The following is an 11,717-nucleotide window of genomic DNA, read 5'->3' on the forward strand; positions in this document are numbered from 1 at the left end:
CCTACCCCTGCAACGCCTCCCACATCTCGATATCGCGCTTGTCCGTCCAGATGCGCGGATGCGCGATGCCGCGGGCCTCGTCATAGGCGCGGGCGACATTGAACGGCAGGCAGTGCTCGTAAATCGCATAGTCGCTGAACTTCGGATCACACTCAGCGCGCACCGCATCCCACGCTTCTTTTAACGTGCCCCCACGCGCCGCGACCCGCGCCGCCGGGCGGTACGTGCTGTCGACAAAATCCCGCGTACTTTCGACGGCTTTGTTCACCATCTCGGACCCCACAAGCGCATCACCACGCCCCGGCGCAATCGCATCCACGTCATAGGCTTTGATCGCATCCAATGTGTCGCCCCAATCGCCGAAATACCCGTCGCCGCAATAACAGGCCGAATGATACTCAACGATATCGCCAGTAAACATCACGTTCTGATCCGGCACATGGATCACAGCATCCCCTGCCGTATGGGCGCGACCTACGTGTTTGATGTCCACGCGACGTGACCCGAGATACACTGTCATCGAATCCGAAAACGTCGTCGTCGGCCAGGTCAGCCCCGGAATGCTCTCATGCCCCTCGAACAGACGCGGAAAGCGCTGGAACTCGCTGTCCCAATCCTCTTGGCCCCGCTCGGCCACCATGCCACGCGCCATGTCCGACATGATGATTTGATCGGCACCATAGGCCGACGCGCCCAGCACGCGCACCGCATGGTAATGGGTCAAGACGACATGGCTGATCGGCTTGTCCGTCACGCCCCGCACCTTCTCAATCACCTTTTCAGCCAGCCGCGGCGTCGCCTGCGCTTCAACAATCATCACGCTGTCATCACCAATAATCACGCCGGAGTTCGGATCGCCCTCGGCGGTAAAGGCCCACAGACCCTCCCCGATCTCATCAAAGGTGATCGTCTTTTCGGTGATGTCACCTTGAGAGGCGAAGGCTTTGGCCATGTGTCGGGTCCTTTCAGGAAGCGTCAGGTTGTTGGTCAGGATGGGCGGCAGCAATGGCAGGCACGTCCAGACACGCCGCCTCGATCCGCTGTGCATTCGGGAAGGGGGTCACATCCACACCCCAGCGATGCGCATTATACACCTGCGCAACAAGGCACAGATCGGCAAGGTCCGGCGCGAGCCCAAAGGCAAAGGGAGTGTCGTCCCGCACCAGCGCCTCGAACGCGGTAAAGCCTTCGACCATCCAGTGCCGCATCCAGTCCATCGCGCCATCCGTATCCGCGCCGTAGGCATCACGCAGGTGGGTCACAACGCGCAGGTTGTTCACAGGATGCACATCCACGGCCAAGGTATGGGCCGCCGCCTGCACCCTGGCGCGGGCCAAGGGATCAGCAGGCAACAAGGCAGGCTCAGGCCACCGCGCTTCGATATAGTCGAGGATCGCAAGCGATTGCGTCAGCACAGACCCATCCTCCAGCACCAGCGTCGGCACACCTTTTCCGGGGTTCATTTCGGCATAGCCGGCGTCCTTCTGTGCCCCCGCCAACAGGTCCACCGGCACAATATCAAACGGCACACCCTTCAGGTTCAACGCCGCCCGCACGCGGTAAGACGTCGTGGAACGCCAGTAACTGTACAGGGTCAAAGGGGCGGTCATGCAGGTGTCCGTTGCAAAAGTCGTCGCATCGGTAACTGTTGATTTTGTAACCAACAAGCCTCAGCGCAACAGCGCCGACGACCACGCCTCAAGAAACAGCGCCCGCTTCAACCGATCCAGATAGACCAATAACCCGGGGTCCAGACTGACCACATTCAAACCCGGTACCTCCGCTTGTCCAATCGACGGCAAAGGAAAGCCGGGCCGATCCTGCGCCGCCCAAGCGCCCGAGGTGAGGTAGGCCACCAACGCCTCCGCCTCATCCCCAATAGCGGTCGATTCCAGCACCAAAGCCGTCCGCATCATCGTCGTCGCAAAATCCTGCGGCGTGATGATCGTGACCTTGTCCAACGTCTCGGGCCGGGTCGATGCGTAACTGCCCAGTACATTGTAAGCGACAAACAACTCGCCTGAGGCCAGATCGTCGATCATATCCCCCGAACAGCAATAAAGTCGGGCATCAAGGTTCCCGAACACCTCCATTAACCGCCAGAACGTCTCGGACGCCCGCGCATCCTGCGTGGCAAACAGATACCCCAGCCCCGACAACCGCACATCATAGGTCCCGAGCCGCCCCCGAAAGTGCTCCGGGTCCGCCCGCAACGCCTCGATCAGCGCCTGCCGCGTCGTGGGCAACGCACGCCCCTCAAATGCGGCCCGGTTCAGCACCACCGTCGCGGGCTCCAGCGTAAACCCAAACACGCTCTGCCGCCATTGCGACCCGCCCTGCGCCAACCCATCCAGACGCCGCGCCAACCCGTCATTGGCCAGTTTCAACTGCAAATCCATGGCACTCGAAATCACCACGTCAAAGCAATCGCCGCACTCCGCAATCAAGGTCACAATGTCCGCCGACCCCGCCACGGCATAATCCAGCGACACCGACGGGTTACGGGCAATAAACCCCTCAAGGATCGGCGCAAAAATGTCCGTATCCGTGCTCGACAACACGCGCAGGGTCACGCCATCCTCGCCGTGAAACATCTGGCGGTCTTCCAACTCTGCCGCGCCCAAGACGGACGCCCAAAGCCATGCAATCACAAATACAATGTTGCGCATGCCCCGCCTCCGTCCGCATTGCTTAATTCCAACCGCCCGCCATGCGCCTCGGCCACGTCTTGCGCGATGGTCAGGCCCAGACCAGAGCCCACCGTATCGCCCGCATTCACCCCCCGCTGAAAGCGCTGCGACAACTCCGCCATCTGCCCAACCGGAAACCCGGCCCCCTCATCGCACACCACAATCGCCACAGGATCAGCGCCGACCTCAATCCGCACCGCCCCATCAGGCGGCGAGTATTTCAACGCATTATCAATCAAGTTCCGCACCGCGTTCTGGATCAGGATCGGATCGCCCTGCACCTCTACTGGCCCTTTAGCGACCAACACCAACACCAGATCCTTCATCTCCGCCACAGGCGTCAGCCGGTCCACCAATTCCCGGCACACAGCAACCAGATCAACCGGACGCTGCTCCATCTGATCCCCGCGAAACGTCACCATCGCATGATCCAACAACTGCCCCGCCGCCCGCGAACTCTCGTCAATCGCCCGGATCATAGACCGCAAAGCCGCCCGGTTCTCATCCTTGTCTACCCGCATCAACGTCGCCTCCGCATGGGTGCGCACAGTGGCCAACGGCGTCCGCACCCGGTGCGCAGCCTCGGCAATAAACGTCTCCGACTGGGTCAATGACGCACTCAACCGTGTCATCAGGGAATTCAACGACGTGACCAAAGGCGACAACTCCGTCGGCACAGGGCGCACCACGGGGCGCAAATCCCGCGGCCCCCGCCGCGCCACAGCCTCCGCCATCTGGCTCAATGGCCGCACGGTGGACCGTGACGTCCAGAGCGCCATCCCCGCCGCCAACAGAAAAAACGCCCCGCCAAACAGCGCCGCATTCACCGAAATCGCCAACAAAGTCCCCGCCAGACTGTCCCGCGTCTGCGCCACGCTCACGGTCAGCAAAACAGGCGCAGGGCTGGCAGGCAAAGACTGCGTCAACGACGCCACCCGCACTTCCGCCTCACCAAACGCCTGCGTCTGGAACGCAGGCCGCGCCGCAGGTTCAAACGGCCCGTCAACCAACCCGTCATACCCGGTCAGCAACGCCTCCCCCTGATGCACCGCATAAAACACGCGGTCGTCCGCAGCGGTATCCAGCATCGCAAACGCGGCATAAGGCACGTCAACCTCAACCGCCCCTTCACGCACCACAGCGGCATCCATCAAAGACGTCAAAGACGCCTCCAATATCCGGTCCTGACTTTGCTGCGCGATCTGCTGGGCATAGGTCCGCACAACCAGATAAAACAGCACAGCCAGCACCGCCGCCCCACCAATTAAGGTCCAGGTCAGCCGCCGCCGAAGGGACGTCGCCCTACCCCTCATCCAGCCGATACCCCAGACCCCGATGGGTCGAAATGGTTAGGCAAGACGGCTCCAAATGCTTGCGCAGCCGCCCGACATAGACCTCAATCGCGTTGTCCGTGACCGTCCCGTCATAGGAAAACAGCCGATCCACCAGCTTGTCCTTGGAGAAAATCTGCCCCGGCGCGTTCATGAACAACTCCAACAACCGCAGCTCGCGGTTGCGCAACGTCACCTCCGCCTCCCCAATGGTCAGCACCGACGCCACCGGATCAAGTGCCGCATCCCCCCGCCGAATAACCGTCTGCGCCGACCCGGTCCGACGGCGCAACACAGCCCGGCACCGGGCCTGCAATTCGGCATGGTCAAAGGGTTTGGTCAGGTAATCATCCGCGCCCAAATCCAGCATCCCAACCCGGTCCGACACCTCCGACCGGGCGGTCAGCACAATAACCGGCGTGTCATCCTCACGTGCCCGGTGACGCTCCAGAAACCCGCGCCCATCACCATCAGGCAGCATAATGTCCAGAAGGATAAGATCGTACTCCCCCACGCTCAGAAAATCCGACCCTTCCGACAAAGTGCCTGCATGATCAATGACATGCCCATCCAGACGCATGCGATTGCACAACGCGCCTGCCAGTTCGGCATTGTCCTCGATCAGCAGGTATTTCATGTCATCCGCCCACGCCGCGCCCCCGTGACAGGTCTGTGTCAGGTTCGCATGTTTTCACGTCAGCATTCGCGCGAAATAACGCGAAGTCAAATGGGAGGATACCATGAAAACTTTTGAGATGGGCCGACGCGCCCTGCTCGGCGCAGCTATGGCATTTGGCCTGAGCGGTGCTGCATTCGCAGACGGCCATCAGGTCGTCGACAGCATCCACTTCCTGATCCCCGGCGGTGCCGGTGGCGGTTGGGACGGCACAGCACGTGGCACGGGTGAAGCGCTGACAAATGCGGGCCTCGTCGGCACCGCTTCGTTCGAAAACATGTCCGGCGGCGGCGGCGGCAAAGCCATCGGCTATCTGATTGAAAACGCAGACAGCAACCACGGCACCCTGATGGTCAACTCGACCCCCATCGTGATCCGCTCGCTCACCGGCGTGTTCCCGCACAACTTCCGTGATCTCACGCTGGTCGCAGGCACCATTGGTGACTACGCCGCGATGGTCGTGGGCAAAGACAGCCCCATCAACTCGATGGAGGACCTGTTGGCCGCTTATGACGCCGATCCCGACGGCACCGCCGTGGGCGGTGGCTCGGTTCCCGGCGGCATGGACCACCTCGTGGCAGCCATGGTGATGGAAGCTGCGGGCAAGGATGCGCTCGGCGTGAAATACATCCCCTACGACGCGGGCGGCAAAGCCATGGCAGCGCTGCTGTCGGGCGAAATCGCGGCACTCTCCACCGGCTTCTCCGAAGCGGTTGATCTGGCCAACGCAGGTGAAGTGAAAATCATCGGCGTCACAGCACCCGAGCGTGTGGACGCGGCCCCCGATGCCATGACCATGAAGGAACAGGGCATCGACACCGAGTTCGTGAACTGGCGTGGGTTCTTCGCAGCGCCGGGCTTGCCCGAAGCGCAACTGGCCGCCTATCAGGACGCGCTGACCAAGATGTACGACACACCCGAATGGGAAGAAGTCCGTGCACGCAACGGTTGGGTCAACATCCACAACAATGGCGACGACTTTAACGCCTTCCTGGAAGAGCAGGAAAAAGTCATCGGCGACCTGATGAAGAAGCTCGGCTTCCTCTGATCTGATCGCTTTGGGTGCGGGTCCACACTGGTCCCGCATCTGCCCTTGAACGGGGGTTAAACCGTTAAAATTAAGTAAAATTAACCCTTTTGTTCAATGAATTCAGGGGTGTCCCCGCGGGGACAGATCATTCGGGGGGACACCATGGCACTTGATCGCTGGATCGGACTGATCCTTTTGGGCATCTTCGCCGCCTACGGCTACGCCGCGTGGTTCACCATGGACGGCAGCCTCGCCCCCTTCATGCAGCGCAACCCCATCTGGCCCTCGACCTTCCCCAAGGTGCTGAGCGTGATGGGAATCATCGTGGCACTGATCATCGTTCTGGGTCTCGAAAAATCGGACAAACCCCGCGAGGAAAACCCCTCCGTCATCGTCTACCGCCAGCTCAAGGAATTCAAACTCGGTCAGGCAGGTCTGCTGCTGGGCCTCATGGTCGCCTACGCCCTGCTACTCCGTCCCGCCGGGTTCATCCTCGCAACGGTCGGCTTCCTCGTCATCGGGTCTGCGATCCTTGGCGAACGCCGGTGGATCATCATGCTGATCGTCGCGGGCCTTGCCACTGGCATCGTCTGGTATCTGGTGCAGGTGGTGCTTGGCATCTTCCTGCGCCCCCTGCCCGCGTTCATGGGGTTATAAGGCCATGCTCGAAGGTATCCTGATCGGCCTGCAAACGGCCTTCTCCATCCAGAACCTGCTCATGGTCATCGGCGGCTGTCTGATCGGCACGTTCATCGGCATGCTGCCGGGTCTCGGACCCATGAGTATCATCGCCATCATGATCCCCGTCGCCATCTCTTTGGGCGACCCCTCCGCAGCCCTCATCCTTCTGGCAGGCGTCTATTACGGCGCCATCTTCGGCGGCTCGACCTCGTCCATTCTTCTCAACGCGCCAGGGGTCGCAGGCACGGTCGCGACCAGCTTTGACGGCTATCCTATGGCCCGCGACGGCAAGGCGGGCAAGGCCCTCACCATCGCCGCCATTGCGTCCTTCTGCGGCGGCTCCATCGGGGCGATCCTGTTGATGATCTTCGCGCCGATGCTGTCGTCGGTCGCACTCCTGTTCCACTCCGCCGAATACTTCGCACTGATGGTCGTGGGCCTGTCTGCCATCGCCGCTTTCGCGGGCACGGGGCAAGTGGCTAAGGCCATCCTGATGACCCTGCTCGGCCTCATCATGGCAACCGTGGGCGAGGGCGCTTTGTTCAACATGCCCCGCTTCACGATGGGCCTGATGGATCTGCAATCGGGCTTTGCCTTCATCACGCTCGCCATGGCGATGTTCGCCCTGCCCGAGGCGCTGTACCTTGTCATGGACCCTGCCCGATCCAAGTCGGGTCAATCGGGTGACATCAAGGATCTGCGGATCACACGGGCCGAGGCCAAGTCCATCGCCCCCGTGATCGGCCGCCAGTCCCTGCAAGGGTTCTTCATCGGCGTCCTGCCAGGCGCGGGGGCTACGATCGCGTCCTTCCTTGGCTACGCGGTCGAACGCAACATCGCGCCGGAGAAGGAAAAGCAGGAGTTCGGAAAAGGGTCGATCAAAGGCCTCGCCGCACCTGAGACGGCGAACAACGCCGCTTGCACCGGGTCCTTCGTGCCGCTGCTGACACTCGGCATCCCCGGCTCGGGCACCACGGCCATCTTGCTGGGCGCGCTGATCGCCTTGAACGTCACACCCGGTCCGCGCCTGATGGTGGACGATCCACAGATTTTCTGGGCGGTCATCATCTCGATGTATATCGGCAACCTCGTGCTGCTGATCCTGAACCTGCCGCTGATCCCCTATATCGCCAAAATCCTCGCCGTGCCGCGCAACTTCCTGATCCCCTTCATCCTCTTCTTCACATTGATGGGGGCCTATATCGGGCAGAACAACGCGACCGAATTGCTGCTGCTGGTGGGCTTCGGCATCTGTGCTACAATCCTGCGGTTTGCGGACTACCCGCTGGCTCCGCTGCTGATCGGGTTCATTCTGGGCGGTATGCTGGAGGACAACTTCTCCCGCTCCATGCAGCTTTACGACGGCGTGAGCTTCATCTGGGAACGACCCATGACGCTTGGCCTGCTGATCATCGCAGCCCTGCTGGTGATCCTGCCCAGCTACCGGGCACGTCGCGCGCGGGCGCGCGCGACGGGAGTGGCCGACGGTGACTAAACCATTGGACGGGGTCCGGGTTCTTGACCTGACCAACGTACTTGCGGGCCCGTTCTGCTGTCATCAACTGGCGCATATGGGGGCTGAGGTGATCAAGGTCGAGGCCCCCGGTCGAGGTGATCTCGCGCGGCAGTTGGGCGCTGATCCCGAGTTGAATGCGAAGGGGATGGGCGTGTCCTTCCTTGCGCAGAATGCCGGGAAAAAGTCGGTCACGGTGAACTTTAAGAACACCGACGGCAAGGCGTTGTTTCTGCGGTTGGTCGAGACGGCGGACGTGGTGGTGGAGAACTTTCGCCCCGGTGTGATGGATCGGCTCGGCCTCGGGTATGACGTGTTGAAAGCCCGCAAACCTGATCTGATCTACTGCGCGATTTCCGGGTTTGGGCAGGACGGTCCGTGGGTGGATCGGCCTGCCTATGATCAGATCGTGCAGGGTGTTTCGGGTGTCATGTCGATCACCGGAGATGAGGTCAGCGCACCGTTGCGCGTCGGCTATCCTGTGGCGGATACGGTGGGCGGGATGACGGCGGCCTTTGCTGTGGCCGCGGCGCTCAATGCCCGTCCCCGCGGGGCGTTCATTGATTGTTCGATGCTTGAAAGCGTGCTGGCGACGATGGGGTGGGTTGTTTCGAACCATATGATCGCCGGGGCCGAGCCAAGCGCCAATGGGAACGAGAACCCGACCTCCGCCCCGTCGGGTGCGTTTCAGACCGGTGATGGGTTGATCAACATTGCAGCGAACAAGGACGAGCAGTGGGTTTTGCTGACGGATTTCCTTGGGCTGGGGGCGCTGCGGGATCGTGCGGACTATGCCACGCGGGAAGATCGCAAACGGAACCGTATGGAATTGCGATTCGAGATTGAGGATGCGTTGGCGGATTGGGCTGCGCAGGACTTGGCGCAGGAGTTAAACGCGATTGGGGTGCCTGCTGGAGCTGTGATGTCCGTGCCCGACGTGCTGTCCCATCCTCAGGTGGCGGAGCGGGGGTTGATGACGCATTACCCCGACGTTCCGGGTGTAGGTCGGGATATCGACGTGGTTAACACTGGGGTCAAAATGGACGGTGCGCCGCTGACTGTGCCGACCCCGCCGCCGCAGTTGGGGGAACATGGCGCTGACGTTTGGGGCGCGCTTGGGTTGAGCGACGACGACATTGCGGAATTGAACGACAAGGGCGCGATATGAGCGACGTTTCCGACTGGTGGAGTACCGATATCATCGACATGGCCCCCGGTCAGATCAGACTACGCGGACACCCGATTGAAGAGTTGATCGGAGCGGTGAGTTTCCCACAGATGATTTGGTTGATGACGCGGGGTGATATGCCGTCTGAGGCGGAGGCAAAGCTGTTGGAGGCGGCGTTGGTCGCCGCCGTGGATCACGGGCCGCAAGCGCCGTCGATTGCAGCGGCGCGGATGGCGGTGACCTGTGGCTTGCCCCTAAACGGGGCGATGGCGTCGGCGGTCAACATGCTGGACGATGTGCATGGCGGGGCGGGCGAACAGGCGGTTGAGTTGTATATGCGCGTTGATACCTCTGACGCGCCTTTGACCGAAGTTTTGGCAGCGTGGCGTGCGGAGCATGGACGGTTTGTTCCGGGCTTTGGGCACCGCTTTCACAAGCCGGTTGATCCGCGCGCGCCGCGGCTGTTGTCACTGGTCGATGATGCGGCGAAGGCAGGTACGGTGTCCGGTCGTTTTGCCGGGATCGCACGCCAGATCGAGGCCGCATTGGCCGCGGAAAAGGGCAAGCCTGTGCCGATGAATATCGACGGGGCGACGGCGGTTATCTTTGCCGAGTTAGGCTTTCCTGCGCCTTTGGCGCGGGGTTTGTTTTGCCTGTCGCGCAGCGTTGGCATCTTGTCCCATGCCTATGAGCAGCAACAACAGGGGGGCCGGAACAAGGGGCCGACCCCGCCGGGATATCGCTGGACCTATACTGGTCCCAATCCGATCAGGGACTAGCGCCCCATCCAGCCGCCATCGACCAGCATGACGTGGCCGTGCATGTAGGCGGACGCGTCGGACGCGAGGAAGACGGCGGGGCCTTTGAAATCCTCTGGCTTACCCCAACGGCCCGCCGGGATACGCTCCAGTATGGATTTGGATCGGACCGGATCGTTGCGCAGTGCTTCGGTGTTGTCGGTGTCGATATATCCTGGTGCGATGGCGTTTACATTCACGCCCTTGCCGGCCCATTCGTTGGCAAAGGCCATGGTCAGCTGGCCGATCCCGCCCTTGGACGCGGCATAGCCGGGCACCGTGATCCCGCCCTGGAAGGTGAGCAGGGAGGCGGTGAAGATGATCTTGCCCGATCCACGTTCGACCATTTTCTTGCCGACCTCGCGCGTGAGAATGAACTGGGCGTTCAGGTTCACCTCGATCACTTTATCCCACATGTCGTCGGGGTGTTCAGCGGCAGGGGTGCGCAGGATGGTGCCCGCGTTGTTGATCAGGATGTCGATCGGCGGGTGGTCTGAAAGGACTTGGGCGGCGAAGGCTTTGACAGCTTTACGGTCCGAGAAGTCGCAGGCGTACGGTGTGAATTTCCGCCCCTTGGCTTCGATGCTTTTTTGCACGTCCGAGCCGGGTTCGAGTGTGGCACTGACGCCGATGATGTCTGCCCCTGCTTCGGCCAGCGCTTCGGCCATACCGCGCCCAATGCCGCGTTTGGCACCGGTCACGAGGGCGGTTTTGCCTGACAGGTCGAAAGTGTCGAGAACGGTCATTGCAGCCCCTCCGTCACGCGGATCATGGATTTCATGGCGTTGGGGTTTTCGGTGAGCGATTTGAACGCGCCTTCGATGTCGTCCAGCCCTTTGATGTCGGTGATGAAGGCGTCGCAATCGACAACGCCTTTGGCGAGCAGGTCCATGGCCTTGTCGTAGTCCTCGGGCCGGTAGACGCGCGCACCGATCAGGTCCAGCTCGCGCCAGAAGAATTGGAACATGTCGATCTGCGGTTTGGTGGCGTGGATCGCGACCATGACGATACGGCCCCGTGTGGCAGCGGCGGCTGTCATCAGGTCGACGCCCGGTTGGCTGCCAGACACTTCGAAGACGACGTCCGCGCCTTTGCCGCCGGTGGCCTCGTGCATGGCCTTGGCAACGTCGGTGGTTTTGGGGTCCAGCGTGGTGAACCCGATCTTTTGCGCGAAGGCGAGGCGGTTGTCGTTGATCTCGGCCACGGTGACGTTTGCCCCAGCCTCCCGCGCGGCCATGGCGACCAGCATGCCGATCGGGCCGCCGCCGATGACAAGCACATCTTCGCCCGGTTGCACCTTGCCCCGGTCCACATCGTGGACAGCCACGGCAAGTGGTTCGATCAGTGCGGCATGGGCGAGGTACAGGTCGGCGGGCAGGACATGGACCGTGTGGGCGGGGACGTTCCATTTTTGCTGAAATGCCCCGTCGCTGTCGATGCCGATGAATTTGAGGTTGTGGCAGATGTGCTGGTAGCCCGCGTTGCAGGCTGGGCAATCGCCGCAATGGTCGAGAGGGCGGACGACGATGTTCTGGCCTTCGCTGAAGCCTTCGACACCTTCGCCAACGGCGGCGATCACGCCTGACATCTCGTGCCCGATGGTGCGTTCAAAGCCGACACGCGCGTCCATATGGCCGAGGTAGATGTGCAGGTCGGTGCCGCAGATGCCGCAAAAGGCCACGTCGATCTGGACCTGGCCCGGGCCGGGTGCGGGGGTGTCGACGGCCTCGACCGTGAAGTGTTTATCGCCGCGATAGAACGCTGCCTGATGCGTCATGATTGGTCCTCTCCCTGTCTTTGGGGCGACCTTGGACCGGATTGGAAAGGCCGA

The 11,717-nt window shown here is 61.7% G+C and carries 12 protein-coding genes; 5 read left to right on the forward strand and 7 right to left on the reverse strand.

Annotated features, from left to right (window positions below; translation table 11 throughout):
* Position 1: 1 nt before the first annotated feature.
* The 5 genes from Q1A32_RS05385 to Q1A32_RS05405 all read right to left on the reverse strand — a co-directional run bounded on the left by Q1A32_RS05385 (position 2) and on the right by Q1A32_RS05405 (position 4,658).
* The gene (locus tag Q1A32_RS05385) at positions 2 to 952 is read right to left on the reverse strand and encodes an MBL fold metallo-hydrolase (protein WP_299650568.1); all 951 of its coding nucleotides are present in this window, start codon (positions 950 to 952) and stop codon (positions 2 to 4) included.
* Between the two features lie 13 nt (positions 953 to 965).
* Positions 966 to 1,610, reverse strand: a complete 645-nt coding sequence (gene maiA / locus Q1A32_RS05390; protein ID WP_299650571.1) for a maleylacetoacetate isomerase — start codon at positions 1,608 to 1,610, stop codon at positions 966 to 968.
* Positions 1,611 to 1,670: 60 nt separating this feature from the next.
* Positions 1,671 to 2,669, reverse strand: coding sequence for an ABC transporter substrate-binding protein (locus Q1A32_RS05395; protein WP_299650574.1), 999 nt, complete (start codon positions 2,667 to 2,669; stop codon positions 1,671 to 1,673).
* Entirely contained in the window at positions 2,648 to 3,931 is a 1,284-nt protein-coding gene (locus Q1A32_RS05400; RefSeq protein ID WP_366141207.1) for a sensor histidine kinase, read from the reverse strand. The genes Q1A32_RS05395 and Q1A32_RS05400 overlap by 22 nt, the downstream gene beginning before the upstream one ends.
* A gap of 61 nt (positions 3,932 to 3,992) precedes the next feature.
* The gene (locus tag Q1A32_RS05405; RefSeq protein ID WP_299650580.1) at positions 3,993 to 4,658 is read right to left on the reverse strand and encodes a response regulator transcription factor; all 666 of its coding nucleotides are present in this window, start codon (positions 4,656 to 4,658) and stop codon (positions 3,993 to 3,995) included.
* Between the two features lie 103 nt (positions 4,659 to 4,761).
* On the opposite strand from Q1A32_RS05405, the gene Q1A32_RS05410 reads away from it, so the two are divergent.
* The 5 genes from Q1A32_RS05410 to Q1A32_RS05430 all read left to right on the forward strand — a co-directional run bounded on the left by Q1A32_RS05410 (position 4,762) and on the right by Q1A32_RS05430 (position 9,868).
* Positions 4,762 to 5,745, forward strand: a complete 984-nt coding sequence (locus Q1A32_RS05410) for a tripartite tricarboxylate transporter substrate binding protein (RefSeq protein WP_299650583.1) — start codon at positions 4,762 to 4,764, stop codon at positions 5,743 to 5,745.
* Positions 5,746 to 5,889: 144 nt separating this feature from the next.
* Positions 5,890 to 6,384: a tripartite tricarboxylate transporter TctB family protein gene (locus Q1A32_RS05415; RefSeq protein WP_299650586.1), complete on the forward strand. Its 495-nt coding sequence runs from the start codon at positions 5,890 to 5,892 to the stop codon at positions 6,382 to 6,384.
* 4 nt (positions 6,385 to 6,388) lie between these two features.
* Positions 6,389 to 7,903 carry a tripartite tricarboxylate transporter permease gene (locus Q1A32_RS05420; protein WP_299650589.1) on the forward strand — a complete coding sequence of 505 codons (1,515 nt, stop codon included), beginning with the start codon at positions 6,389 to 6,391 and terminating at the stop codon, positions 7,901 to 7,903.
* Positions 7,896 to 9,089 (forward strand): CaiB/BaiF CoA-transferase family protein, encoded by a 1,194-nt coding sequence (locus tag Q1A32_RS05425; RefSeq protein WP_299650592.1) that lies wholly within the window; start codon positions 7,896 to 7,898, stop codon positions 9,087 to 9,089. The genes Q1A32_RS05420 and Q1A32_RS05425 overlap by 8 nt, the downstream gene beginning before the upstream one ends.
* Positions 9,086 to 9,868, forward strand: coding sequence for a citryl-CoA lyase (locus Q1A32_RS05430; RefSeq protein WP_299650595.1), 783 nt, complete (start codon positions 9,086 to 9,088; stop codon positions 9,866 to 9,868). The genes Q1A32_RS05425 and Q1A32_RS05430 overlap by 4 nt, the downstream gene beginning before the upstream one ends.
* On the opposite strand, the gene Q1A32_RS05435 is transcribed toward Q1A32_RS05430, so the two are convergent.
* Together Q1A32_RS05435 and Q1A32_RS05440 are read right to left on the reverse strand one after the other, a co-directional pair.
* Complete coding sequence (locus tag Q1A32_RS05435) at positions 9,865 to 10,632, reverse strand: SDR family NAD(P)-dependent oxidoreductase (protein WP_299650598.1); 768 nt, start codon at positions 10,630 to 10,632, stop codon at positions 9,865 to 9,867. The two genes, Q1A32_RS05430 and Q1A32_RS05435, sit on opposite strands and share 4 nt — an antisense overlap.
* Positions 10,629 to 11,663 (reverse strand): zinc-binding dehydrogenase, encoded by a 1,035-nt coding sequence (locus tag Q1A32_RS05440; protein ID WP_299650601.1) that lies wholly within the window; start codon positions 11,661 to 11,663, stop codon positions 10,629 to 10,631. Before Q1A32_RS05440 ends, Q1A32_RS05435 begins: the two co-directional genes overlap by 4 nt.
* Between the last annotated feature and the right edge of the window lie 54 nt (positions 11,664 to 11,717).

Source organism: uncultured Tateyamaria sp. (assembly GCF_947503415.1).
Lineage (GTDB): Bacteria > Pseudomonadota > Alphaproteobacteria > Rhodobacterales > Rhodobacteraceae > Tateyamaria.

Excerpts from the sequence above, each read along its gene's own strand:
- Q1A32_RS05395 (WP_299650574.1), bottom strand. The coding sequence starts at position 2,669 with ATGCGCAACATTGTATTTGTGATTGCATGGCTTTGGGCGTCCGTCTTG.
- Q1A32_RS05415 (WP_299650586.1), top strand. The coding sequence starts at position 5,890 with ATGGCACTTGATCGCTGGATCGGACTGATCCTTTTGGGCATCTTCGCC.
- Q1A32_RS05405 (WP_299650580.1), bottom strand. The coding sequence starts at position 4,658 with ATGAAATACCTGCTGATCGAGGACAATGCCGAACTGGCAGGCGCGTTG.
- Q1A32_RS05385 (WP_299650568.1), bottom strand. The coding sequence starts at position 952 with ATGGCCAAAGCCTTCGCCTCTCAAGGTGACATCACCGAAAAGACGATC.
- maiA (WP_299650571.1), bottom strand. The coding sequence starts at position 1,610 with ATGACCGCCCCTTTGACCCTGTACAGTTACTGGCGTTCCACGACGTCT.
- Q1A32_RS05435 (WP_299650598.1), bottom strand. The coding sequence starts at position 10,632 with ATGACCGTTCTCGACACTTTCGACCTGTCAGGCAAAACCGCCCTCGTG.
- Q1A32_RS05420 (WP_299650589.1), top strand. The coding sequence starts at position 6,389 with ATGCTCGAAGGTATCCTGATCGGCCTGCAAACGGCCTTCTCCATCCAG.
- Q1A32_RS05440 (WP_299650601.1), bottom strand. The coding sequence starts at position 11,663 with ATGACGCATCAGGCAGCGTTCTATCGCGGCGATAAACACTTCACGGTC.
- Q1A32_RS05430 (WP_299650595.1), top strand. The coding sequence starts at position 9,086 with ATGAGCGACGTTTCCGACTGGTGGAGTACCGATATCATCGACATGGCC.
- Q1A32_RS05410 (WP_299650583.1), top strand. The coding sequence starts at position 4,762 with ATGAAAACTTTTGAGATGGGCCGACGCGCCCTGCTCGGCGCAGCTATG.